Raw genomic sequence first — 25,854 nt, forward strand, 5'->3', positions numbered from 1 at the left:
GTTGTCTTGTTGCATTTAGCGACAAAACGACGACTTTTTCAGTATTAGCTCAAAAGGTTTTTAATTAACCTTTTAAACAACTATTATAGCTTAAAGCACCGTTACTTCATTTCGGTACCTTTCAAAATCAGATACCCGGCATTCCAGCTTCATTCGTGTGCCTTCTGCTTCGTAGTCCGTTGCATGCACATGCGCATGCTCGTTAAAGTAAGCAACCAAGCGCCCTTGGTTGAACGGAATCAACAGCTCGCATTCCATATAGTCGTCGAAGACATGATCGCGAATAAGCTGAATAAGCTCATTTAGTCCAATATTCTTTTTGGCGGATAGGTAGACGTTGTTATCACGTACTTCCGGATAATGATGCTCCGTCAGATCACATTTATTGTAAGCATAAATCGTTGGGAGATTGTAAGCCCCCAGCTCCTTTAACGTTTCATTCGTAACCGCAACAAGCTGCTCATAATCGTCATGGGCGTAGTCGACGACATGTACGAGCAAATCAGCTTCAGTTACTTCCTCTAAAGTTGAGCGGAAGGCCTTCACCAGGTGATGGGGAAGCTGGCTTACGAAGCCGACCGTATCTGTGAGCAAAAATGATTTGTTGTCAGGCAAATCAATACTGCGAACCGAGGTCTCCAGCGTTGCAAAAAGCATATCCTTGGCAAATACCTGCTTGGTTGTCTCTGGATTGTATTTCTCAAGCAAAGCATTCATCAAGCTGGATTTCCCCGTATTCGTATAACCGACGAGACAGACGACAGGCACCTCGTTCTTCTGCCGCTGCTTCCGCTGAATTTGACGCCGGGCTACCAGCTTCTCAAGCTCGGCTTGCAAAGCAGTGATCCGCTCTTCGATACGTCTGCGATCCAGCTCCAGCTTCGTTTCACCGGCGCCTCTGTTCTTGAGACCAGCTCCGCCGCCTTGCCGCCCCAAGGATGCGCGAAGTCCGACAAGCCTAGGAAGCATATATTGAAGCCGAGCAACTTCGACTTGCAGCTGGGCTTCTCTTGTTTTGGCGCGCTCCGCAAAAATATCCAGAATGAGAATCGTTCGGTCAATGACCGTCCGCTCCAAAGCGGCTTCCAAATTACGAATTTGAGAGTGGGAGAGCTCATCATTGAAAATAACGACATGCGCGTCATGCGCTTCGAGCAGGGCAAGCAGCTCTTGAATCTTTCCAGTCCCAATATAGTGAGACGGGTTAATGCGTGCTGCCTTTTGGCTTAGCTCATCAACGACCTCGATATAACAAGCGGAAGCTAGATTGCGAAGCTCCTCCATGGAGTATTCAAAGTCGGTTTGATTTTGAAGCTGAACTCCGACGATAATCGCCTTTTGTTTTGGTTGTTCCATTATTCATCATCCTTTTAACGGTTATTTAAAAAATAAAAAACACAGGCAGCTCTGCCTGTGTTCACCGTTATAGGTAAGCGGGTATCAGTAAAAATATCCATAAGGAATCCAATATCCCTTATCAATATGGATTGATGGTCTTCCATATACGCTGAAATAAACGTATGGAAATTCCGCTCTAAAGGCGAATACGCGAGTCGGGATGCTCCCTACAATAGTCGACGTATTCTGTTTATATGGGTTACCTTCAAAATGGGCAGACCTATCCTGAGTCCCCTGCACACAGGCAGAGCTTTGGCGCTATTCAATTAGCAGCTGCGCAAAGACCTAACTCGGATATAGTCTATCACACGTAACCCTCCGTTCATTTAAATTAGCATCAGTGTAGCACAAAGGGCTATTTCACGGCAAGTCAAAAGGAAAAGAGTCCCTTATGAATCGCTCCAATCCTGACGCAAAGTGAAGAGCTCCTTCAGCTCATCGGTTGATAGCTCCGTGATCCAGCCCTCAGAGCTGGAGATGACATTTTCACTGAGCTGCTGCTTATTTTCGAGCATCTCATCGATGCGTTCCTCTAGCGTGCCAAGCGAGATAAATTTATGAACCTGAACGTCGCGCGTTTGCCCCATTCGGTACGCCCGATCGGTTGCTTGATTCTCCACAGCAGGATTCCACCAACGGTCAAAATGAAATACATGGTTAGCAGCGGTCAGGTTAAGCCCAACTCCGCCAGCCTTAATCGACAGAATGAACACATTAGGCTGCTCTTCCGGCGGCAATTGTTGCGACTGGAACCGCTCAATCATGCGGTCACGCGCCAGCTTGGAGGTGCTGCCATTCAAATATAATATCGGCTCCTGCAGCTCCTGCTGCAGCACGCTTTGAAGCATTTCCCCCATACCGAGGTATTGCGTGAAAATAAGGCAGCGTTCGCCTTCATCTCGCAGTTCTCTCACCATGGCGAGCAGCCGCTCAAGCTTAGCCGATCGGCTTATAATCCGCTCTGTATCCATTTGCTCGCCAGCGGGCGCAGAGCTGTCCACCAAAGGTTCTTTCGTTAGCAGCATCGGATGATCGCATAGCTGCTTCAACTGCATAATGGACGATAAAATGGCGCCTTTACGTTCGATGCCTTCAAGCTTTTGCATGCGATCCATAAGCTGATTAACGGTTTGATTATAAAGCGCGCCTTGCTCGGCTGTGAGATGGATATACGTTTTCATTTCATTTTTGTCTGGCAAATCAAGCTGGATCGCAGGGTCCTTTTTCTTGCGCCGCAGCATGAATGGCTTAACGAGCTTCTGCAAATCTGCGGTGCGCTGAACATTGCGTTCCTTCTCAATGGGATTGCTGAAGCGCTGCTGGAAACCATGTGCACTCCCCAGAAACCCCGGATTCATGAAATCATAGATGGACCACAGCTCCGATAAACGATTCTCGATCGGCGTGCCCGTCAAAGCGATACGATGCTTCGCAGTAAAGCTACGAACGGCTGCGGATTGTTTCGTTTGAGCGTTCTTTATATTTTGTGCCTCATCCAAGCAAATCGCTGTAAAAGTAATGTCCTTCAGCATGTCCTGATCAAGAGTAGCGGTTGCGAATGAAGTTAGTATGACATCGGCGCTTCGAATCTCCTCAAGGAAATATTCTCCTCCGAGGCGTCTGCTTCCGTAATGAAGCATGACGCGCAGCGAGGGTGCAAAGCGGCTAATCTCCTTCTGCCAATTGCCCAGTACAGAGGTTGGGCAGATGATGAGCGATGGCATGTGTTGCTCCGACTCTGCTGTGCTCTCCTTGAGATTGAGCAAATAGGCGATAAGCTGAACCGTTTTGCCAAGACCCATGTCGTCAGCCAAGCATGCGCCAAGTCCGAATCGACGTAAGAAGGACAACCAAGCGTAACCTTCCTGCTGATAAGGTCGAAGCTCGGCACGCAGCCCGGCAGGGACAGCAAGCATAGGCCATTCGGTTCGTTGATTTAGCTGGCTGACCAGCGTCATCAAATGCTCGTTCAGTTCAACTTCCAGCTGAATACGATGCTCTTGCTCTGCTTCGTTTTCTTGCTCAGGCTGATCATCCCCTTGCTCGTTGCCGCTTCCCAAAAGATGCAGCTGAAGAACATCTTGAAACGATAAACCTTCGGCGCGGTCAATGCCCGACATCGCTTTGCGAATTTGCGCGAGCAAGGCGGGATCAAGCGATACCCACTGTCCTCGGAAGCGAACGAGCCGCTCATTCCGGGCAACAAGCTCATTAAACTCGGATTCAGTCAGGTCGGTGTCTCCAATGGCAATGCGCCAATCGAATTCGATTAGTGTATCCAGTCCAAATAAAGATTCACCGGAGCCCTCTTCTCGTTTACTTGTGCTGATCTTAGCGCGAAGGCGTGGTTTCTTACGGCTGGCGGTCTCCCACCAAGCGGGAAGCAGTACCTGCCAGCCCGCGTCTAATAAACGGGGGCTATCTACGGCAAGGAACCGCCACGCGGCATCATTTTTCAAGGGGACGTTTAAAATATCGTCACGCTTGCCCGCAAGCAGGTTTGTCGGCAGGCAAGCACGCAGACGCTCCAACCAGCCTGAGGAACGCTCACGAATAGAGGGAGACCAAGAAGCAGGCCATGAGCCGTAAGCTTCGCCTGTAGCAGACAATTTAACAGGTACAATAACCGCTTGATCGAGCTTGTCCTGCAAAATAAGCTTAAGCTGCCACGGGTCATCCACATCAACGGGCTCGATAAGCTGAAGCATTGGCCGAAATGGAGCTTGATCGGCTTTCCAGCCAATGGCGATCAGCCATGCCTGAGCATCAAGTCCGGCGGTTATGCCATCCTTGGCAAAGAGGAGCGGGTATTCCCTGCGCAAATCAGCAGCAGTCGTTTCTGTGCCATAATAAGCGTCAAATACAGCAGCAGAAAAAGCAGCAAGCAATCCCGTCTTAAAGCTATCGTCTGTTTGAGTTTTTCTGATCATGCTCTGAATTTGTTCGTTTATTGCAGCACTATCCCAGCTCCATTGGAGCTTTCCTGTACGGAAGGCTGAGAAGCTTGGTATAAAGCGATGTGCAGTTATTTCAGCTGCTAACAAGGGGGCGAGCGCAACAAGCATTCCAGCTTGCTCTTCCCATATCCATTCCACGTGCTCAAGGACCGTGTTTTCCGCAAAAAAAGGAATAACCTGCTCGGCTGGAAGCAATACAAGCTCTAGTCCTTCAACCTGCTGTACTTCGAGTTCTGTGCCGTAAAAGGAAAGCATATGCCAGGCGAACAAGCTGTGCTTCAAGCTGACGCCGGGCAGGAAGTCGCTCATGCCGCTCATTCCGTATAGGAGAGCATCGCCATGTGTCGTTAAACTAGCGTATACCGTAATTGTTTTTGTAAACTTGCTCATGGTATAAGTTTTCCCCTCCGAAGCTCTTCCTGAAGCGCACGAAGGCGGCTATGGCTAGAAGCGAACGCTGCAATAAACGTTTCCCAGCGCTCCTCGTCTTTCCTTTTCTTGTACAGCTTAGCCAGCCGTTTGAGCAGCTTCACAGCAGTTTTGTAGCCAGGTCTATTTTTGAGCAGCACATATCTTTCTACAGCCTGATGATAAAAGGGCAGCAGCAGCTCCGGCGCATGTTTCTCAATAGGGGCGAACACCCCAACGCGATAGTCAAGCGGCTCGGTTCCCGTGCTGAGCTGATAATCGATCCATTGCTGCCATTTGGCATGACGGAGCAGTTTTCCTTCGTAAATAGAACTAGCATAGGGAAGCGATTGAATGAGAGGCGCCCACATCAGCTGCTCCGCATCTGGAATATGTTCAATTACCCCGTCCCAGTAGCTATAAAAGATTTCCAAGGCGTTAATTCGGCTTTTCTCTACATACGGCTTCGTTTCCACTAACCAATTCGATAACCGCTGCCACTGCTCTTTTTCAGACATCGTGGTTAAGACATGAAATAAGTCACCTGGACGAAGCTCGTTACCGCTGCTTATTTCATTTAGTTTGCTCCACGCCTCTTCGTCGCGTTGTAAGAAGAAGTTCATCCACACCTCGGCAAGCAGCAAAGGGTAGCGGGAGAGCGCTGAGCCGGGCTTTAAAGATGCGGCATTCAATTGCTGCAGCTCTTCTAGACATAGGCTCATATCGTTCTGGTTAGGGATAATCCAGTATTGCCATAACCAAAAATAAGGATCGGAGAAATACGTCTTTGATCCTGATTCCGCCAGCATGAGCCTGCGCAAGAAGGTTAATGTTTCTTCTAGGCACTGCCTATAGTCGGGCCCATCGGTAGGATTGGATTTTTTTTGCATGAGCTCAGCAATAGCAAGCTGTACATCAGAAATAGCAGCATGTGTATGGAAGCCGATAAAGGAGCCGGAATGTCCCTTTTGATCGGGAATAAGATTAAGCAGCAGCATCAGAATATGAAGATGAGCATGCAGCTCGAATAGATTATTTTGTGCAGAAGAAAGCTTAGGCTTTATCTGATTAATAGCTGTAATTGCACTGCGTACATATGCGGCATTTCGAGTAAGGTCAGACAGAGACTCGGTACGAGATTTAAACAGTGCGTGCCACTCTGCGACGTTCATTTGTTCAATTGGTTTCATGACGAAGTGGTCTCCCTAACGAATAAAATCATTTTACGAATCAGCTAATTATACCATTTATTTCGCTTATGGCTTGGAGTATAAAATGCATGTACGCTTCAGTTTGTCTTTCCTAAAGCACCAAAACATTTTACAATATAAATACGGCAACAAATGAACGACTGTCTTTATCGGCAGAAAGGAAAGATGACAGATGGCAATTCAAGAAATCCAAGAAGAAGACTGGCTAAAGCTTAATCGGATAGGGAATGGTAAGGATGCGCTGCTTTTTTCATCACCGTTTTGCGGAACCTGTAAGGTCGCCGAACGAATGCTGGAAATTGTGGAAGCCGCGGAGGTTCCAACGACCTTGTATAAAATAAATATAAATTACGCCCCCCAGCTGCGAAATGCTTGGAAAATTACGAGTGTGCCTTGCCTTGTTTTATTGAAGAACGGAGAACCTTATCAGTTTGAATATGCGATGCGTTCGGTTGATTATTTGTATAAACTTATGAAGAACATGGATTAACGGGGATGATTTCTCCGTAGAACCGCCGAAATATATTTTTATTTACTATAAAATTTTTATCAGGTGAAGATTATAGTGCTGTTCGTGTTATAATTGAGAGGTGCAGTCAATAAAGACCATTGACTATGATAAAGGAGTCGGAAATATGCAGGTAGTATTTGAAGACTGGGATCAAAAAGTAAAAAAAACATTTAACGCAACGAGCAAGCAGGTTGTATTAACCGTTACCGAGGCCGGTGACCTGTTAGGCCTGACTAAGGACCAGATGAAGGTTTATGTGCTTAAGCATAACCTCACTAAGGTTGCGATTAATCGCAGCGTACACAGATATCTATTACTGAAAAGCGAAATAGATGAGATCCTAGGTAAAGCCTAATAATTGCGATAAACCACAGCCAAATATGGGCTGTGGTTTTTTGTTGTGATTATATCGCATCTGAGGAGATGTGGACGTTATATGGAGGATATGGCAGGATGTTTTCGAATGACTGCTGCTCGTTTCCGCTCAGTCCGCCTTAGTCAGCATTATTAGAAATAACGCCACTGGTTGCTGTTTTTCAATAGGAGTCGTATTCGTTATACTTAAAACGACCGATTGGAAAACATTATCTGGAGGGTGATTTTACTTGACTTATATGGACATGTTAGGACGTCGGAGCATCATTTTGAAGCGGAATATCGGCAATTTAATTATTAAAGACAACAAGCAGGGACTCAGCACGCAGGAAAGTCATTTTTACCAAAGCATGCTCAAGGAATGGCATCAAAATGCCAATGAATTGAATTCAGCTAGAAAACATTCTTAGTTGATCGGTAATTATTGAAATTACATTACTTGCAAAAAAAGCCGGGTGTCATTCTGACATTCGGTTTGCTGTGAGTAATTTTTTCATATAGCTATAAATGAAATTCTTTTAGGAATGATGAGTAAATGAACAGGAATGCTTATGGTATACTACATAGATGATAAAGGTTGGCAGCAATAATTAAACGGGGGTTTCTTGCTATGTTGGCGGTTGAAAAAGCGGTGTGCCTCACGATAGATGAAGGTCCTGCTGAAGATTTTATGCAAAAGGTCAATTTTCTAAACGCAAAAGAGATTCGGGCGATTTGGTTTTGTATGGGCGAAGCATTGGAAAGCTGTTCTGAGGAAGCGATAGCTGCGATTAAAGCAGGCCATATCATTGGGAATCGCGGTTATGATCATGCAGATTTCTCTGTTATCGGATTACAAGACGTAAAAAGGCAGATCGAGCGAACCGACCGTATTATAGATGAGCTGTACGATAAAGCAGAAACGATAAGGCCTTCTAAGCTGTTTCGTTTTCCATTTATGCAGCATTTGTTAGATGAAATGAATGATGACCATTTCGAAGGTATTCAACGTGTACTGGATGAGCTGGGCTATCAGCAGCCATTCTTCGAGAATGGCAGCCCAAAAACCGGATTGCATGTGGATTGTACTTGGGATACGTTCGATTTTGAGCCGGCGGACGTTCTGGACCAACATCATGATTTACAAGCAACAAGCGGACAAATTATAATGATTCACGACTGGATCTCGGTTACTCCTTTTCAAGCATTAATGGAAAAGCTGCTTGCAAAAAATGTAGTTTTTCAGCTCCCTAAGGAAACGACTCTTCAAACCGCATCCATTTAGCAAGCAATCGCATGATCAAAAAGGAGTACAGCTCGTCTCTATGGTTTCATAGCAGCGGCGAACGGTACTCCTTTTTTTTGCTGCAAGCAGTTATTGCTGAATACATGCTGAACAAACAAGAATGAACGAAACAAAGTAAGCGCTTCATGCGTTTAAGTAAAAAAGAACATTTATACAAGAGGGGGCGATGGTTGATGCACTGGATTCCCGCTAACAGAAGCGGCAGGTGGTGGCTACTAGCTGGAGCATCCTCCTTGCTTGTTAGTCTGTTATTATGGTTGATTCGTTTTGTTATATTGGGCCAGCCTTTCACAGGCATGCACGCTTTCCGATTTATGCTGCTCGCAGCCATATTATCTTTTTTATTCGGTTTTATCGGCTGGCTTGGAGCGAGAAAGCTATGGCTGTTCTCCAATCTTGGGATGCTAATAGGTCTTATACTGATGGCTATGTATTCCAAAGGTTTGACTGGATGGGAGGACCTAATTAGTTTCCTCGTATTTTTAGAAGCAGTAGCAGGAGGTTTTATGGCAGGGCTGATTGTTGAGGGTGTTTATTTCTTTAGACGGATATCGAAGAAATAATAGGCTGCCATAAAAATGTTGCAACTGGCTGTTGCTTTTTCCCGTCATACAGAGTGAAATGGAATAATGAGGTAAAAATTATTCTAATTTGTTTGGTGACGGAGCTGATCTTATGTGCCAAGAGGCAATGATAAGTTTGGAAATAGAAGAAAAAATGAAGTTGAATGGTGTTCCGGGATTAGGAATTGCCGTTCTTCAGCATGGACAAATGGTGTGGCAAGGAAGCTATGGCGTACTTGAAGCGAGCATGCAGCAGAAGGTGACAGAGGAAACTTTGTTTCCTGCTTGCTCCATCAGCAAGATGGTAACAGCTATTGGTGTGCTTCGTTTAGTCCAAGAGGGCGTACTTAGCTTGGAGGAGGATGTTAATCGTTACTTAGTTTCCTGGCAGGTGCCCGAAAACCAGTTCACTCAGCAAAGGAAAGTAACGCTGCGCAGTTTACTGGCACATCAATCGGGAATTGTGGATGCACGGGGGAGCTATGAACCTTATCAGAAGCAAGACCCTTTCCCTACGCCAAAAGAGCTTCTCTTAGGAGCAACGAAATATCATTCCAAACTAGTTGAAGTTGCTCACCTGCCAGAGAGTCGATTCTCTTACTCGGATGCAGGTTATTCTGTTTTGGAGCAAATCCTTGAGGATGTATCAGGAGAAGCCTTTTCGGCTGCTATGGAGCGGCTTGTTATGAAGCCGCTTGGCTTAAAACAAACTATTTTCTGGGATGGTATCGCAAACGTGGCAGTGAACACATCCATGGGTCATGATAAACGGGGACAGGTGGTTGAGGGGAAGAGAGCGCACTATCCCAATTTATCCGGAGCAGGCTTGTGGACAACGCCTTCTGAATTGCTAGTATTGGCACGCGAGGTCGTGAAAGCTTGGAATGGCGATCCTAATGGTATTTTGCGGCCAGCGATGGCTAGAATAATGCTTACGGGTTATGCGAGCGATAAAGGTGCAGGCTTAGGCGTATTTCTTCCTGATGCTGGAGAACAGCTCTGCTTCGTTTCTCAAGGCTGGGGAGTTGGTTCTCAATGCAAGCTGGTTGGATACCCGCGCCAAGAAAGCGGTATAGCAGTGATGATGAATGCAGAGCCAGGTAAACCTCAAAACGAGTCGTTGATCGGTGAGGTCATTCGGGAGTTGTGCAAACATTATGAACTGCCGATAGTGTAGGCTGCTTATTCGAGAATCATATATCAAATTTTATAATTTGATTGAAAGGTGAATATGGAGAATATTTCAGGTCATATCATACACGTCTTTTTACATTTTGTTGTAGGCGCCAGCTTTGCCTATTTATTTTGCGGGAAAGCGGCTGCATCCACTGTGAATCGCAAGGTTCTCTTCATTTTCGGCGGTGCAGCTGCTATTTCTCCTGATATTTCGAAGCTTTACGGAGACCTGCTTGGTCACTCCATTTGGCTCGTACCTGTGATTGGTTTGTTTTTTGCTGCATGTTATCATGCATTCCAGAAGAAAATTTCGTTTAAGAAGGCTTGGCTGATATTATCTATCTGTGTTTTTAGCCATTTATTTATAGATTTCATCGGCAATGGCGTAGCTCCCTTTTATCCTTTTATTAAAACGGAGTCTGATTTCTTTATTGTAAATAGAAACGACACTGTTCTTTTAATTACGCTGACCACTGCTCTCATTATCGGGGCATCTACTCGGAGAAGAAGGCGTATTTTTTTATCAGGACTAATCCTTGTTGCTTTGTATCTTGGAGGGTTGTCGTTCTCGAAGCTGCAATTGCAGCATGCATTAGAAAAAAAGTATAAGAACGAAAACATCTATGTCATGCTCACCTTTCCAAGAGAGGGCTTTAAGTGGTCATTCATGGTGAGGACGGATGAAACAAGTGTAGACGGCTATTCGCCTATAGCAGGCTTGGACATACATATTGAACAAGAAATGAACAAATCAGGAGAGTGGATCAATGTTGATAAACAGTGAAGAGGATATTATACAGCTTGTGTATAGAGATGAGTGGATGATGAACATCTTACGAGAGGTTAGCACGCTCCAGCTTCCAGATTGGTGGGTATGTGCAGGTTTCGTTCGCAGCAAAATTTGGGATACCCTTCACGGATTTACGGAAAGAACGCCGCTGGCCGATGTTGATGTCGTTTATTTCGATCCTTCCAACCTAGACGAGAAGATAGAGAAACAGCTGGAAAACACATTAAATCAGATGAACCCTCACGTATCTTGGTCCGTTAAGAACCAATCTCGAATGCATGTAATCAATAACAATCCTCCGTATTCCAGCTCCACAGATGCCATTTCCAAATTTCCAGAGACCGTAACCGCTCTAGGCTTGAAAATAGATCAGCATGACAAACTCGTGTTAACTGCTCCTTGTGGAATAGAAGATGTTCTAGAAATGATTGTTAGACCATCACCTTTTTACTTGGAATACGAGGATCGAATCGCCATTTATGAGAAACGGCTTGAGCAAAAGAGGTTTCAAGAGCGCTGGCCTAAAGTACGCCAATGAAAGCACGGTATTATTTGCAAAGAGGAGGGTACTCCATCAAAAGCAGCTCTACCTAAATGTTAGGAGGAGAACGCTGTGAAACCGTCAAAAAGATGGGTATTGATCATCGTAATCATGTTATGGCTTGCGGTTGGCTGCGAGAATAGTGTGCAGCAAGCAAATGAACCAAAGCCTATTCTCCCTATTCTCGATCAGGTTCAATCGGTTACCGTTACAAGTATCAATGGTTTGTCAGAAGGGCTTTCTCTGCTTGAACAACAGGCGGATATAGCCCTTTTGCTGCAGGGCTTGATGGATGCCCATCCGTCTTATATTGATGATCCGGAACCATCTGGTCTGATGTATGAGGTGGAAATGAAGAGTGACAAGCAAGCTCAAACCTATACCGTCAATGATCTGCGCACAACTGACTCGCTTGATACGGGTGTGAAAATCTATACAAAGGACAACGACGGTCAAAGCCATGCATGGACCCTTCCGAGTGAATGGATTCGGTTGCTGTTCGGTATAAATGCTGTTGATCTTGAGGAGCCGATCCTGTCCATCAGTGCGAATGAGGACAGCAGCAGCGTTATTGTGTTATCGAATCGCAATATGAAACGTGAAACCGTCCGCGATGCGATTGCAAATACGCTTGCATTCAGCGGGATGGCAGCGAATGAGCAGCCGAAGTATGACATATATTGGAGTGACTCTCAACGATTTGTTGTCCGGTTTACGAACCTAACAGCAAAGAGTGCTGTGCAATTTCAGCTAGATGCTGTGCAAGCGGAGACGGGGGAGTCGTTTGTAAATAAGACTCAGAAAAACCGGAATCATGCGACTTTGAAGGGTAGATGATGATGCTAAGGACTTCGATAACGCAAGAAGAAAGTTGTCTCTGACATAATGAAAAGCTTTTGTCCGTTTATCCTATTGCCTGTTTGGGTAAGCATAAAATAGCAGTGCTGGGATTGAAAGCAGGCAATAGTGGAATGGTAATGGTAAATAAAATGTTGCGGGGGAGAAAATGGAGCCTAAAGCAGAACGTCAGAGTTTTATGCAGCTTATAAAGAAAGGGAATAAATCTTCCGCTGTAGCGATGATCGGCAATGCGTTCATCGCCGCCATAAAAGGGTTCGCAGCGGCCTTCAGCGGCAGCGGCGCGATGTTTGCTTCCGCCATGCATTCATTGGCAGATGCGATAAACCAAGGGTTTGTTTTTGCGGGAAGCATTCTTGCCGAGAAAAAACCGACGCCGAGGTTTCCGACCGGCTTTGGGCGTGTCATCAATATTTTTTGTATGATTGCCGTCATCGTCGTTACTATTATGGCTTATGAAACGATTCGTGAAGGCTGGCATCTCATTTTGCATCCAGTTGCAAGTGAAGGTTTTTGGCTAAACATTGGGGTTCTGGTTGTTAATTTAGTTATTGACGGGCTTATATTAGTCAAAGCAATGAAGGAAATTATACACGAAGCGGGAGCGGAGGGGAAAGGTCTCGGTATTTTCTCCGCTGCCTTCAAAAATGTAGGGCGTTCCGCTCCTGCTACACGATTAGTTTTCTATGAGGATCTTGTCGCCGTTTCGGGAGCTGCCTTGGCGATGATCGCGGTCATCATTGCTGCATTTACCTCGTTTAAAACGGTTGATGGTGTTGCAACCCTGTTGATTGGTCTGTTAATGGTTGGTGTTGCTTATCGTGTCGGCTACGACAATATGATCGGACTCATTGGTGTTTCTGCCCCTAAGGAAGTAGCAGACAAGGTGTCCCGTATTATTTTTTCCGAACAGAGCGTAACCGATATTTATCAAATGCGCATTCTACAAGAAGGCCGCTATTACCACGTTGAGGGGTACTTGGAGCTGCAGCCTGGTTTAACGCTTGCGGTAGCCGATGATATTAAGTTTCTCGTTCGCGCCAAGCTGCTTGAGGACAAGGATATTGCAGATGTGACATTAGGGATTTTAGAGGATGACGGCAAAAGAAGCTGGAATCCAATTGAATCCAAATAGAAAAACTGCACCTCCAATGTTAGATGGTGTCTAACAAAGGGGGTGCAGTTCATAGGAGCTGGCTTTTGCTATTTACGTGCATTGCAGCTGCCCTACAACAACGATCCGTTCACGGAGTATATCAAGGTATTTCCTCTTATTGACTCAGCATGGGAAACAACTGCTTCAGCTCCGTATCACTCGGTCTTCTGCCATAATCTGCAATCTCGAATGGCTCTGCATACTTTGTTTTTTCTGACTTCCCTTCTTCGTATAGTCGATCCAGCGTCGGAAGCATCTCCGATGAAACCTCAATAAAGCTGCTCCAATATTGCAAAATATAATCCTTCCTTGCATCCCACGTCTGTGGAACCTGATCTAGCAGATTACGCTGCCATGGCGCAAACTCATAGAATTGGGAAGCGTGCGCATCACAGCCAAGCAGCTTCTTCTCAATAACAGAACCAATATCGACGACCAGATCGGGTGAGTAAGCATGCCTCTTTCCGTAGTCCGGCATAAGCAAGAAAAGAGGGGATTGCTCTAAATATGGGGCATCTGGCACAGAATTAGGTACCTTCGCTATAAAATCCGCAGCATCTCTCACAATTCTTCCTGCATTGCGATTATCTACATGTCCTGCACCTTCAGGATGGAAGGTAATGACGACATCAGCCTTCCAATTTCGAATTTGGCGAATAACTTCTTCTCTCACTTCAAAGCTATTCGTCAGACGGCCATCAGATATATTCAATATGCTATAGTCAAGAACACCCAATCGTCTAGCAGCCTCATATGCCTCCTGCGTTCTTCTATCCACGAGCTCTTGTCCGCTAATTGAGTAGTGTCCGCAATCTCCATTGGTTAAGGAAACGAATTTAACTCGGTGTCCCATTTCTGCGAATAAAGCAGAGGTTCCTCCCGCATAAATTTCCGGTTCATCCGGATGTGCAGCAATGACAATTATATTTTTTTGTTGTTGTGTAGACATCTTTTTTCTCTCCTCCTGTATGGTAACCCAAAACCATTATCCCTTTACTGCACCTGCTGTCAGCCCTTTAATAACCGTTTCTTGTGAGAACATGTACAAAACAAGTAGTGGTACGATTGAAATCGTGATGGCTGCCATCATAGCGCCATAATCTGTACCATACGCATTCGATACGAGCGACAAGAGGACAGATATAGGCTGCATCTCTCTTATTGGCAGGTAGACGAGTGGTAACAAAAGCTCGTTGTATGACCAAAGAAAGACCATAATAGACACCGTTGCAAAAATAGGGAAGCAAAGTGGCAGCGTTATTTTATAATATATTTTCCAAATGGTTGCCCCATCCATGACCGCCGCTTCCTCTAGTTCTCCAGGCAAAGAAGCCATGAAGCCTGTTATCATTAGAATAGCAAAGCTCAAATTGCCAGCTACTTGTGGGAGAATAACGGATAAATAGGTTCCATTCAAACCCAGCTTCTCGATGATAACGAAATTCGGAATAATAACAGCGAACTGCGGCAGCAGCATACAGATAACAAATATAGACGTGAAATACCCTTTAAATGAAAATTGAAATCTCGCTAGTACAAAAGAAGCCAACCCGCCAAAAAGGGAAACACCTAATACAACGGATCCCGAAATGATCATACTGTTCATAAAGCCTTTAACGACGTTAATGTTGCCATATTCGTTCAACTTCAAAAAGTTAAATAAAGAGTAGCTTTGTGGTAGAGCGAATGATTGCGTTAAAATTTCTTCGGACGTTTTGAAGCTATTGAGCAGCACCCATAATAGCGGGACGATCGTTGTGCATGCCCATAAAATCAGGAGTGCATATACGCCGAACTTGACCGCACCAGGCTTTACTAGTCTGTTAACCATCTAAAATATCACCTTCTCAATTGGGCTGTTTGTTGTCTATCATCAGTAGCTGACAGCCTCTTTTTTAACTAATTTATTTAACACAACGGTTATGACAATACCGAGTATCATCATCGCAATGACGATTGTGCTGGCATAACCTGCGTTTTGCCCATTGAATGCCTTCGTGTACATGTAAGTACTGAGCAGCTCACTGGAATTCAATGGACCACCCTTGGTCACGATATATACGACATCAAATACCTTCAATGCTCCAGCCGTGGCGAGCGTAAGACAAGAAGCAATGACATCTCGTAATAATGGAAGTGTAATATAGATGGATTTTCTTATTCCTGTAATACCGTCCAGCATAGCTGATTCATAAATATCCTCTGGAATCTTTGACATCCCGGTCAGGAATATAACAAAATAAAATCCAACATACTGCCATAGAATCGGTATGAGTACCAAATAGATCGCGCTTTTCTCCGTTAGCCATATTTGCTCAGACAGACCGAGACCTCTCATAATGGCATTTAAGAGTCCATAGTCGTAGTTGTAAATGAGCGAGAACATGAGGCCAATCGCCGTACCTGAGATAACAATCGGAAAGAAAAAGACCGTTCTAAAAAATTTAAATCCTCGTTTGATGCTGTCGGTTAGCAGCGCAAGGACCAAACCTCCTCCAGCCTGCAGGAATACGGCACCGATCACCAATATAAACGTGTTTTTTAGCGCTATCCAAACAACAGGGTCATGAATGAGCTGGTTGTAATTGCCGAATCCTATGAACGTCTTCGTATTTGAGAAGTTATACCATTCGGTGAAGCTATAATAAACGGATTGTACGAGTGGATATAAAAGAAAGGTGAATAATAATAGCATCGTTGGCGCCAGGAAAAGCACAATGTATCTCTTGTCCCTGAATATCACAACTGAACGCCTCCTCTTCATAAGCAATAGCTTGGATTCCATACTGCCATTTGCCCGGGAGCCGGCAATCCGATATCCCGGGGCTTGTTGAAAAAAACTACTTGTTTCTGTTGTTTAATTTTGTGGCTTCATCTAGAATTTCCTCGGCTGTTTTTCTTCCTGCTGACACATAAGCAATACCTTTTAAGAACTCGGTATACGATTCCCTAGATACGTAAGAATCGATTGGCATAACGAAATCCTTTGCCTCACTCACCATCTTGTTGCCGTCAATCAGGAGCTGTGCGGTGCTGCTGGATTGTTGTGTATCGACTGCATAAGTTCCGCCTATTGCTGCAAATTTGCCAGCCGTTTCAGGAGATGTCATGAATTTCACAAAAGCTAGAGCTGCATCATATTTAGCTTGATCGGTATTTTTCTTCATATACCAACCAGAACCAAATCCAGATACAATCATATTCTCGCCTTTACCGCCCGGTACGAGCGGGAATGGTGTAATTTGAAAAGCAGGATTTGTACTCAGACCAGCAGCTGTCCATGAACCGTTGAACATCATTCCCGCTTTCCCGCCTGCAAATAAAGATTGCGCTTTCTCATCATCCAGCGTGAGTGCATCTTTAGGAAACGCTTTCTTATCGTTCAACTCTTTGAAGATCGCAAGAGCTGGTGCCCATGATGGATCATAAGCCTTTTGTTGTCCCTCTGGCCCAACCTGTGAAAGAACCAAAGCCTCTTGCAGATATGGAGTTGTGAGCGATGTAGCGAATGGTACAATATTATTAGCTGCAAACGTATCTATCGCTTTTATAAAAGCATCGTAGGTTGTTGGAGCTTCGAGTTGATACTGGTCGAATAACTCTTTATTCCAGAACAAGCCTTCATAGAAGCCGATATATGGAAGAGAATAGAGTTTGCCTTCATACTTGACCTTCTCGATGATCCCGCTATTGAATTGCTTCGCCCAATCTGGATCTTTAGCAAATTCATCTTCCCAGGAAACAATTTCTTTCGATTCGGTTAGAATAGCTGTCTCGCTGCCATTGAAATAAAACATTACATCGGCTAGATTGCCAGTTGCTGCATCCGCTTTCACTTTCGTACGCAATGCTTCTTGATTGACCGGCGTTGACTCATCTGTAATTTTGATGCCCTTGTTTTCTTCTTGGAACTGTTTAATAGCTTCCGTCCAAGCTGGAACCCATGGATCAGAACCAGCGAATGATGTCGCTACCCGAAGTGTTATCTCTTTTGTTTTGCTCTCGGATGCTCCATTCTCTTCTTGTTTGGATCCCCCGCATGCTGCCATCAGTGCTGCAAATACTACGAAGATAAGTACTAGTGCAGTTGTCTTGCTTGCCACCTTTTTCCTCATTACTCAACTCTCCTTTTAAAATGAATTCATATATTGAAACTTGAACGCGTTCATTTATAACGTCCAAGGAACAATCTAATTTATCATTGATTAATAAACTTAATTAACTAATTGAAGGGATAGGAGGCTTTAAGCCTCCTGCTCCTCCAGCAGTTCACTGAACATAGTCTCCAATCCAATGGCAATCCCGCCAATCAAAACAGCTTTCGTCTTGAGCGCCGTATCCACGATAGCCGTATTTCCTAACCCTAAACGCCTAACTTCATCCCGTATTGTATCGGTGTAAGCCGAACCGAGGGTGACGAACCCACCACCCAATATAACGGTGTCCAAATCAAGTAAAAATAGCATGTTTGCTACGAAGGCAGCCATAATCTTTGCACAGCGCTTCACATGCTTAATGCTAAGGGCATCTCCTTCTAATGTCGCCTTTATAATGTCATTAAAATCGACCTTAGCAATGTCGCCATTCACAGCTTTAAGCAGTCTGCTTTCGCCCCCAGCCTCCAGCTCTGCTCTAACCGATCTGACCAAAGCTTCTATTGTAACCAAATCGCGCAACCGAGAGCTCTCAAATAAACCATCCTGTCGTTCCGTATTCTCTGATTCTACGTTCACGATGTAATGTTCTATTTCACCTGCCAGATGAAATTTCCCCGGATACAACGATCCTCCAAGCACGATACCAAGACCCACACCCACGTCAACGCTTACAAACACAGCATTTGCGTGTCCCTGTGCAGCTCCAAATTTTATTTCACCTAGAACAGCAGAATTGATATCCTTTTGTACCAGTACTCGAACACCGAATTTATTTAGAAGCGGTTCTCTGAAATTCACAGTGCCGAGTCGCTCCAGATACGATCCGCACTTTACGATACCTAAATCATTATCCACTTGACCTGGTATAGAGATAGATATAGCAAGCAATTGATTTACTAATACATTGCTTTTAACAAGAAGTTCATCAATCTTGCTTATTATTAGCTCCATTAACTGGTTAATGTCATATTGTTCAATATCGAATTTCACTTCTTGAATAATGATTGGATTGAGATTCGAAATGCCAACCGTAATACAAGGATTGCTTAGATCAACGGAGATGATATAGCCAAAGTTATCATTCAACCGCAAACGGCTTGCTTTTCTTCCCACACCTGTGAAGCCATCCTCTGTTTCCCTTAGAATGCCTAACCTAACCAATTGATCTGCGTTCGTGCAAACGCTAGGTACACTCAGCTTCAACAGCTTTGACAGCTCACTTCTTGTAGCGCTTTCATCTCTTCTAATCGCATCTATGATTAAATTTTGATTCATGATTCTTACATGTTTCTGCTTTGCTGATACTTTGGACAAACGACAACCTCTCTTCTAAAATTGATTAATAAATAAACTTAATTAAATAATATGATTTGCCATTATGATTGTCAATAACTATTATTTACATATTCACAAACACGATGGCGAGCAAGCCAATGCCTATTCCGATGATGCCGCCACGAGACATTTTCTCTTTAAATAAAACAGCGGAGAGGATCGTTAGAAGCACAATCATACTTCCATTGACGAGCGGAAACAAATGAAGACCTGACATTCGTCCTGACAAATACGTTATTATCGCATTACCAATACCGGTTGATCCTGCTATGGCTACAATGTACAGGGTTAAAATACGAAGCTGTCGTACGGTAGGAATTGGCTTGCTTTGTCTTTGGAAACCCCCAGTGAAAAGAATACCGCTAAGTGAAAATAAGAGCGCCGAACCAAATCCTACACACATAAAGGGAATCAGCTCATGCCCCTCAAGTAACGTCTGCTGCCATTTCATGATGATTGGCAAGGTACCATTTAAAATAAAGGCAAGAAGACAATAAACTAACCATTTCATTCCTGCTGCTTCATGCCCTTTGCTTCCAAACACATTGATGAAATAGAAGGATAGGATAAAAAGAGCAATACCCATAAATTTCATGCCGGTCATCGGTTCATTCCAAAGTACAACACTTGCAACAACAGGCAGAAGCAGGCTTGCTGAGAAATAAAAAGCAGAGTAAGATAACGGTCCCGTATTCATAGCGCAGGAATAAAACAAAACAGTAAGTACAAAAACAAGCCCATAAAACACTCCAAGCACAAGCGTAGCGGTATGGATGCCATTCAAATCTGACATGAGCCATGATACAAAAAAGCCAATAGCAATTATCGCCGTATAAGCCGAACTTCGTTTGAAAAAGGAGGATAATCCCTCACTTTTATTCGTGCTTCTCATTTGTTTCAAAGCTAGCGTCTGAATAATGAACATCAGAACAGCGCAAAAGGCCAACAATATATTCAATAGATTCCATCCTTTTTATTCATCTACCATAAACAATCTCCAGCTTATGGCTGCCTTCTTCACTATCAAACAGTCACAGCCCACGTATGGGCATTTCATCATATTTATTAATAAAAACCTCAATAATCTCAGGAATGTATGAGGAACCGCCTCCAATAACCGCTATTTTCAACCCTTTTTTTCTGCTCCGTCATGGTTTGGACTCCCTAAATGGTTGTAACACTAAAACATACACATCACTAATCTATATCTGTTTTTTGGTTCACACTCCTATTCAAATCAAAAAGATATTGGCAAGCGCATGATCTTCATCCCGCTTAGCCTTACTTCTATTGTAAAATAAAAAAAATCGTTCTTCTTATGATAAAGAACGATTTTATAATACTATCTTACTGTATGTAGTCCATAGGGAAGGTTCCAACCGTTAGGACAAACAATGCGCGAAATCGAGATGGACTCTCTTAATATAACTATTAATTTTCCAATTATGGTAATATAAATTTGAAAGGCAATTTAGCTTTTTTGGAGGGATCATTCATGACCGTTCACGAAATTGAATTGGCGCAAGGCTCCCTAATTGGCTCGTTTACAACAGAAGTGACTCCGCTGCTTACGATCGAATCAGGTGATTCCATTCGTTTTCAAACGCTGGATGCAGGCTGGGGTACGGGTACAAGCAATCAAGATAGATATAAACCTTTTTCAAGAAGACAGGATATCGATAGTGGTCATGCTTTAATTGGCCCCTTATTTATCAAAGAAGCAAAAAAAGGAATGACCCTTGAGATTAGATTTAATGATATCATTCCAGGATCATACGGCTTTACAGCAGCAGGCCAATATCCAAATTGGCAAAATCAAAAGCTAAAGCTAACCGAATATAAAGAGATTTCCCTCGATTGGAAACTAGACAAGGAATGGATGAGGGGAACCTGTCTCATTAATGACAAATCGTTTACGGTAGAGCTACAACCCTTTATGGGCGTGATTGGGATGCCCCCTGATAGGCTAGGTATTCATTCCACTTTTCCTCCTCGCTCCTGCGGAGGGAATATAGATTGCAAGGAGCTAGTTAAAGGAAGCACATTATATTTGCCGATTTCTGTAGACGGAGGTTATTTATCCATAGGAGATGGCCACGCTCGCCAAGGCGATGGGGAGATTAGTTGTCAGGCGATTGAGTCTCCAATGGATTTGGTTGACGTAACGATAACGGTGAAGGAAGACATCGTTTTGACGAATCCTAGAGCGAATACGCCTTCAGGCTGGATTACGTTTGGCTTTCATGAAGATTTAAATGAAGCCACCGTAGCGGCGCTGGATGGGATGCTAGATCTTATGGGTGAGTTATATGGTTTAAACCGAGTGGAAGCGATCGCACTAGGAAGCTCGGTTGTTGACTTAAAGATTACTCAAATTGTGAATGGCATTAAAGGCGTTCACGCTTGCTTGCCGCATGGCGTGTTCAAGTCATCGATATAGCTGAGATCAAAAAACAGTCTGGAACATGTAGCTATGTTTCAGACTGTTTTTTTGCTTATGAACGGCAAGTTATTTGCAAAGCTGCTGCTCCATCACTATTGCTCCCCCAAAAGTTAACGTTGACGTTAACTGTCACTAAGAGTATGCTTATTGTAGAAAATTCGGAGGTGCTCGACATTGGATTTGCTAAAAATTGAAGAAGTAGCTAAGCGTACTGGATTAACGAAACGCGCCATTCGGTATTATGAGGATTTTGGCTTAATCTCTGCACCGGAGCGGACGCAAGGCGGTATTCGGTTATATTCAGAGGAAAATATAGAGAAAATCAACAAAATACTGCTCGTAAAAGAGGTGCTCGGCTTCTCTCTTGCAGAGCTTCAGCAGTATATGGAGTTTCAATCGCTCATTGAGCAGCAGAAAAGTGAATATCGTACGAGTGAGGATCGCGAAGCGCGAAAATTGAAGCTTTTCGAAATATCACAGGTGCTCCATAAGGAAAAAACGATGATCGACATGAAAATTAAACGTATGGAGCAGTTTAAAGAAGAACTTACCGAAACAGAGAAGCGTGTACAGAAGGCTTTAGATCAATTACAGGAATAGGAGCATGAATGTGGATACCTCGCAAAAAGCAGCTTCGTCATTTTGGACCATTATGATTGCCGTTTTTTTCGGTAACTTCATGGCCTCTTTGAGTACAACTACGATAAATGTGGCATTGCCTATCTTTATGGATGATTTTCATGCCAGTTTAAACACGGTGCAATGGATGTTATCCGGTTTTATGATGGCAACAGGTATTATTGCTCCGATTATCGGTTTTATGGGTGATAAATGGAGCTACAAAAAATTATATGTAATTGCACTAGCCGGTTTTACTTTAACGTCTGCGCTTTGTACCTTCGCTTGGAGTATTGAATCTCTTATTGCGTTTCGGATTTTGCAAGGATTCTTCAGCGGAATTATTATGCCCACAACGATGACAATCATTTACCAGACCATTGAGAAATCAAAACAGGCTGTAGCTGTCAGCTTCTGGAGCGTATCAGCGATGCTTGCTCCTGCGCTTGGGCCGACGATAGGCGGATGGCTTGCTGAAATTTACGGATGGAAATCATTATTTCTAATGAACATTCCGATTGGCATTATTGCTGTGCTTATAGCCGCCAAGTACATTCCTAATTACCGATTAAGCACCGGGATTAAGCTGGATTGGATTGGGTTTGGCGCAGTTCTCATCGGAACAAGCGCGTTGCTGGTCGCATTTAGCGAGGCGCATAATTGGGGCTGGGCGGGCTGGCAAACACTTGGAATGATTGCTGCTGGTTTAGTCGTGCTTGCTTATTTTGTGGTGCGGACACTGCGAGTCAGCAATCCTTTATTAAATTTGCGAGTACTGAAAATACCGAGGTTTACTTACGGAGTCATACTAAACTGCTGTATAACGATTTCCTTATATGCAGGCACGTTACTCGTTCCGATCTTCATGCAAAATATTAAAGGGGAGTCGAGCTTTACTACCGGCATGGTTATGCTTCCAGGTACACTTGCGATGGTATTAATCTCGCTTGCAGTAGGCAGGCTTTATGGCAAAATAGGACCATCGAGGCTAATCTTCATCGGTTTGCTGCTAATGGGATTAGCCACATGGGAGCTTAGCCATGCAAATGTGGCGACAAGCGCGGCATTTATTACGGTATGGGTGGCTATTCGTTATATGGGGATTGGCTTCAGCAACATGCCCGTGACGAACGCTGCGATGTCTGCTGTACCAAGCGTGAATTCAGGTCATGCCTCTGCGGTGATGAATTGGATCAGGCAGGGGACATCAGCGCTATCGATTAGTTTGTTCAGCACGATCCTCTCAGCACAGACGATTGCTCATTTGGAGGACGGAGTATCGTCCAAAACCATTGCGCTGTCGCTTAGCGTTCAGGATGTTTTCCATCTGGGGACGATTATTATTATTTGTTCTATCCCACTTACACTATTGCTGCGGAAACGAAAGGCAGCTGCAGTACAATAAGAAAGAGCGCCGATTGCGGCGCTCTTTCTTATTTCATGTAAGTTAAAATACATGTGCGCCTTCCAAGGCGACCTTAATTTTGCCGTTTGTCTCCAGCACCTTCACCTTTACTTTACGGCCAGGCTGATACTGAGGAATATTAACCATATAAATGGCGGTTTTAATGATGGCGCGATAGGGATCTGCATGCTCTCTTGGAATCGTTAATCCGATAAAAACCTCAGGATGACCGTTAATCTCCGTATTGGTTTTTTGAATGGAGCTCACAGTCGCGTCAAAGGATTCGCCATGTTTCAAAATAAATTTAGTTTCCCGAGTATCCTTAAACGATTGCCGAATGACGATGAAGGCAAGCAGGAAAAGCGGCACGGAAATGAGGGTAATGACAACTAAGGTGATACTTTCATTTGTACTCACGAATCACCAACTTTCATGGATCATGAACGGTATAGCTTCATGCTGACTCTAAGCTTTTATAATCCTAGAAGAAGCATAACACAACCAATTCAACATGAAAATATTTCCAAAGCCTTATTAAGGAATAGGTACTTTAGCAGCTGTCAAAGTCGTAAACAGTTTATTTTGTACGATAAAAAAAGGCTGTTTCATGAGGTCATTTGACCCGAAACAGCCTTTCTGCTCCTATTCTAGTAATATTTCTATAGGAATGGCGTCTTTTTTACAAAGCTTTGTGCGAGATGGTCAGCATGTAGATCTTTGTCGTTTTTCTTATAGTTTTCAAGAACGTCGATCAAATAATCGTCTTCTGGGTTGTTGGAGCGGAAAATAAACTGCTCTTCATTCTCGATATGTACATCATGTCCGCATTGTTTCAGGACTTCTTGATAATCTTGAACAGTTGGTTTTGTGTTTTCTTCTAGGTACATGAGTCCGGTTAGCGTCTTGGTTGCCGAGCCATGCATAATTTTGAAATGAACGGTATGTTCTTTTTTCATACCCATTCCCTCCTAAGTGTAGAAACGATGTGTTGTTATTATTATAATATGCTCCAAAAGGCATAGGAAAGCATGTCATTTGTGAAAGCTTCATGAAAGTATCGTTATGTTGAGTCGTTCGGGCTGCATTTATATGAGTAAAAAGCTGCATCGTCCTCGGACGGCGCAGCTTTTTGATATCATGCCATTTTTGGCGAAATAATTACTTATACTTGTGCTACTTTGATAAGATTGGTTGCCCCTGCTTGGCCGATTGGCACGCCAGCGGAAAGCACGATAATATCGCCTGTATCAATAAGCCCAGTCAGCTTGGCATTGCGGATAGCGGACTCGAACATTTCGTCTGTTGTTGTTACTGCATCGCCTTTAACCGGAATAACGCCGGAGAGCAAGCAAATTTTTGGAAGCACATGATCATGCTGCGTAATCGCGATAATTGGTGACATCGGACGGTACTTGGATACCATGCGAGCAGTAAAGCCGCTTTCCGTTGAAGTAAGGATTGCTTTGGCGCTCAGCTCAAGCGAGGAGCTAACGACACCTTGGCTAATTACCTCCGTAATGTTCGTGCTTTGCTGCGATCTCTTTTTATCGAATTGCTCTTTATAATCGATCATGGATTCCGCTTTTCTTGCGATGGAAGCCATTGTCCGTACGGATGGGATGGGGTATTTTCCAGCAGCTGTCTCGCCGGAGAGCATCACGACGTCAGCGCCTTGAATAACCGCATTGGCTACGTCGCTTACTTCAGCCCGAGTTGGACGCGGGTTAACCTGCATCGATTCGAGCATATGTGTAGCAACAATAACCGGCTTGCCTACAAGATTACATTTGTTGATCATCTCACGCTGCATCATCGGCACGTCTTCGATCGGTACCTCAACGCCTAGATCACCACGAGCGACCATAATGCCATCGGATGCTTCGATAATTGCATCAAGGTTTTGCATGCCCTCAGCGTTCTCAATTTTGGAAATGATTTGTACATGGCTTGCATTTGCTTCTTCAAGAATGTTGCGGATTTCCAAGATGTCCTCTGCTTTTCTTACGAAGGAAGCAGCAATGATCTCAACATTATGTTTGATGCCAAAGTGAATATGCACCACATCGCGCTCCGTTACGCCTGGCAGCGTCGTTTTGATGCCTGGCAGGTTAACGCCTTTGCGAGGTTTCAATATGCCGCCGCTCACGATTTTGCAACGAATATCGTTACCTTCCACCGACAGTACCGTCAGATCAACAAGTCCATCATCAATGAGAATCTGGTCGCCTGTTTTTACGACAAGCGGAAGCTCGGAATAGTTTACAGGAAGACGAGTCGCATCGCCGAGTACATCCTCCGTCGTGAGAATCAATTCTTCACCGATAACCAGCTCGCAAGACGCTTCCTTCAGCTTGCCGATCCGCACCTCAGGACCTTTAATATCCATCATAATGGGAACAAAAGTGTTCAGCTCGCGTGCAGCCTGCCGTATATTGTTCATTCGCATAACGTGATCTTCTAATTCGCCGTGAGCCATATTCAGTCTACCAACGGTCATCCCTGCTTGGATCATTTCTTTAATCGTCGAAACGGAGTCGCAAGCGGGCCCCATTGTACAAATAATTTTTGTTTTTAGCATGTTGTAGGCCTCCTTATTTTTTTCATTGTAACGTGAAAAGTCGAAAGGAGATAAGAACTATAGTACAATGAATGTACAATAGTACGGTT

General features: G+C 44.1%; 25 protein-coding genes and 1 pseudogene. 13 read left to right on the forward strand and 13 right to left on the reverse strand.

The features are described from left to right. Positions 1-90 precede the first annotated feature (90 nt). From hflX to MHH56_RS01875, 3 genes are all read right to left on the reverse strand, one after another. On the reverse strand, positions 91-1,356 hold the full coding sequence (hflX, locus tag MHH56_RS01865; protein WP_339206212.1) for a GTPase HflX: 1,266 nt from the start codon (positions 1,354-1,356) through the stop codon (positions 91-93). A gap of 431 nt (positions 1,357-1,787) precedes the next feature. Further along, positions 1,788-4,745: a DEAD/DEAH box helicase gene (locus MHH56_RS01870; RefSeq protein ID WP_339206214.1), complete on the reverse strand. Its 2,958-nt coding sequence runs from the start codon at positions 4,743-4,745 to the stop codon at positions 1,788-1,790. Next, on the reverse strand, positions 4,742-5,953 hold the full coding sequence (locus tag MHH56_RS01875) for a hypothetical protein (RefSeq protein ID WP_339206216.1): 1,212 nt from the start codon (positions 5,951-5,953) through the stop codon (positions 4,742-4,744). Before MHH56_RS01875 ends, MHH56_RS01870 begins: the two co-directional genes overlap by 4 nt. Before the next feature lie 193 nt (positions 5,954-6,146). Between MHH56_RS01875 and MHH56_RS01880 the strand changes: the two genes are divergently transcribed. The 10 genes from MHH56_RS01880 (at position 6,147) to MHH56_RS01925 (ending at position 13,208) form a co-directional block, all read left to right on the forward strand. Further along, a complete protein-coding gene (locus tag MHH56_RS01880; protein ID WP_083682069.1) occupies positions 6,147-6,464 on the forward strand; it encodes a thioredoxin family protein in 318 nt (105 codons plus the stop codon). A 145-nt stretch (positions 6,465-6,609) separates the two neighbouring features. Next, complete coding sequence (locus MHH56_RS01885) at positions 6,610-6,840, forward strand: hypothetical protein (protein ID WP_053373130.1); 231 nt, start codon at positions 6,610-6,612, stop codon at positions 6,838-6,840. Between the two features lie 250 nt (positions 6,841-7,090). Next, positions 7,091-7,270, forward strand: a complete 180-nt coding sequence (locus MHH56_RS01890; RefSeq protein WP_076268579.1) for a hypothetical protein — start codon at positions 7,091-7,093, stop codon at positions 7,268-7,270. Positions 7,271-7,437: 167 nt separating this feature from the next. Continuing rightward, complete coding sequence (locus MHH56_RS01895) at positions 7,438-8,124, forward strand: polysaccharide deacetylase family protein (protein ID WP_339206220.1); 687 nt, start codon at positions 7,438-7,440, stop codon at positions 8,122-8,124. Between the two features lie 191 nt (positions 8,125-8,315). Further along, entirely contained in the window at positions 8,316-8,708 is a 393-nt protein-coding gene (locus MHH56_RS01900; protein ID WP_339206221.1) for a hypothetical protein, read from the forward strand. A gap of 127 nt (positions 8,709-8,835) precedes the next feature. Beyond that, complete coding sequence (locus MHH56_RS01905; protein WP_339206222.1) at positions 8,836-9,885, forward strand: serine hydrolase domain-containing protein; 1,050 nt, start codon at positions 8,836-8,838, stop codon at positions 9,883-9,885. A gap of 54 nt (positions 9,886-9,939) precedes the next feature. After that, a complete protein-coding gene (locus tag MHH56_RS01910; protein WP_339206224.1) occupies positions 9,940-10,668 on the forward strand; it encodes a metal-dependent hydrolase in 729 nt (242 codons plus the stop codon). After that, positions 10,652-11,212 (forward strand): nucleotidyltransferase family protein, encoded by a 561-nt coding sequence (locus tag MHH56_RS01915; protein ID WP_339206225.1) that lies wholly within the window; start codon positions 10,652-10,654, stop codon positions 11,210-11,212. The genes MHH56_RS01910 and MHH56_RS01915 overlap by 17 nt, the downstream gene beginning before the upstream one ends. A gap of 75 nt (positions 11,213-11,287) precedes the next feature. Continuing rightward, complete coding sequence (locus MHH56_RS01920; protein ID WP_339206226.1) at positions 11,288-12,052, forward strand: hypothetical protein; 765 nt, start codon at positions 11,288-11,290, stop codon at positions 12,050-12,052. Positions 12,053-12,221: 169 nt separating this feature from the next. Then, positions 12,222-13,208, forward strand: a complete 987-nt coding sequence (locus MHH56_RS01925; RefSeq protein WP_339206227.1) for a cation diffusion facilitator family transporter — start codon at positions 12,222-12,224, stop codon at positions 13,206-13,208. A 136-nt stretch (positions 13,209-13,344) separates the two neighbouring features. Here the strand turns inward: MHH56_RS01925 and MHH56_RS01930 are convergent, their stop codons facing one another. The 7 genes and pseudogenes from MHH56_RS01930 to MHH56_RS01960 form a co-directional block, all read right to left on the reverse strand. Further along, a complete protein-coding gene (locus MHH56_RS01930; protein WP_339206229.1) occupies positions 13,345-14,178 on the reverse strand; it encodes a PIG-L deacetylase family protein in 834 nt (277 codons plus the stop codon). A 36-nt stretch (positions 14,179-14,214) separates the two neighbouring features. Beyond that, the gene (locus MHH56_RS01935; RefSeq protein ID WP_339206230.1) at positions 14,215-15,060 is read right to left on the reverse strand and encodes a carbohydrate ABC transporter permease; all 846 of its coding nucleotides are present in this window, start codon (positions 15,058-15,060) and stop codon (positions 14,215-14,217) included. 42 nt (positions 15,061-15,102) lie between these two features. Further along, the gene (locus tag MHH56_RS01940; RefSeq protein WP_339206232.1) at positions 15,103-15,924 is read right to left on the reverse strand and encodes a sugar ABC transporter permease; all 822 of its coding nucleotides are present in this window, start codon (positions 15,922-15,924) and stop codon (positions 15,103-15,105) included. 145 nt (positions 15,925-16,069) lie between these two features. Further along, on the reverse strand, positions 16,070-17,344 hold the full coding sequence (locus tag MHH56_RS01945) for an extracellular solute-binding protein (RefSeq protein ID WP_339206233.1): 1,275 nt from the start codon (positions 17,342-17,344) through the stop codon (positions 16,070-16,072). 129 nt (positions 17,345-17,473) lie between these two features. Next, the gene (locus MHH56_RS01950) at positions 17,474-18,700 is read right to left on the reverse strand and encodes an ROK family protein (protein ID WP_339206235.1); all 1,227 of its coding nucleotides are present in this window, start codon (positions 18,698-18,700) and stop codon (positions 17,474-17,476) included. 85 nt (positions 18,701-18,785) lie between these two features. Continuing rightward, on the reverse strand, positions 18,786-19,679 hold the full coding sequence (locus tag MHH56_RS01955) for a hypothetical protein (RefSeq protein ID WP_339206237.1): 894 nt from the start codon (positions 19,677-19,679) through the stop codon (positions 18,786-18,788). Positions 19,680-19,701: 22 nt separating this feature from the next. Further along, positions 19,702-19,851, reverse strand: a pseudogene (locus tag MHH56_RS01960) (6-phospho-beta-glucosidase); the annotation flags it as partial. A gap of 365 nt (positions 19,852-20,216) precedes the next feature. On the opposite strand from MHH56_RS01960, the gene MHH56_RS01965 reads away from it, so the two are divergent. From MHH56_RS01965 to MHH56_RS01975, 3 genes are all read left to right on the forward strand, one after another. Further along, positions 20,217-21,161 carry an acetamidase/formamidase family protein gene (locus MHH56_RS01965; RefSeq protein WP_339206238.1) on the forward strand — a complete coding sequence of 315 codons (945 nt, stop codon included), beginning with the start codon at positions 20,217-20,219 and terminating at the stop codon, positions 21,159-21,161. Positions 21,162-21,338: 177 nt separating this feature from the next. After that, complete coding sequence (locus MHH56_RS01970) at positions 21,339-21,764, forward strand: MerR family transcriptional regulator (protein ID WP_339206240.1); 426 nt, start codon at positions 21,339-21,341, stop codon at positions 21,762-21,764. A 4-nt stretch (positions 21,765-21,768) separates the two neighbouring features. Next, positions 21,769-23,187, forward strand: coding sequence for an MDR family MFS transporter (locus MHH56_RS01975; protein ID WP_339206242.1), 1,419 nt, complete (start codon positions 21,769-21,771; stop codon positions 23,185-23,187). 42 nt (positions 23,188-23,229) lie between these two features. Here MHH56_RS01975 and MHH56_RS01980 read toward each other — a convergent pair whose 3' ends face one another. From MHH56_RS01980 to pyk, 3 genes are all read right to left on the reverse strand, one after another. Beyond that, positions 23,230-23,604, reverse strand: coding sequence for a hypothetical protein (locus MHH56_RS01980; protein WP_076268564.1), 375 nt, complete (start codon positions 23,602-23,604; stop codon positions 23,230-23,232). A gap of 242 nt (positions 23,605-23,846) precedes the next feature. Then, a complete protein-coding gene (locus tag MHH56_RS01985; RefSeq protein ID WP_339206244.1) occupies positions 23,847-24,143 on the reverse strand; it encodes a hypothetical protein in 297 nt (98 codons plus the stop codon). 206 nt (positions 24,144-24,349) lie between these two features. Beyond that, positions 24,350-25,765, reverse strand: a complete 1,416-nt coding sequence (gene pyk, locus MHH56_RS01990; protein WP_339206246.1) for a pyruvate kinase — start codon at positions 25,763-25,765, stop codon at positions 24,350-24,352. Positions 25,766-25,854: the final 89 nt, after the last annotated feature.

The sequence above is a fragment of the Paenibacillus sp. FSL K6-3182 genome (assembly GCF_037976325.1).
Lineage (GTDB): Bacteria > Bacillota > Bacilli > Paenibacillales > Paenibacillaceae > Pristimantibacillus.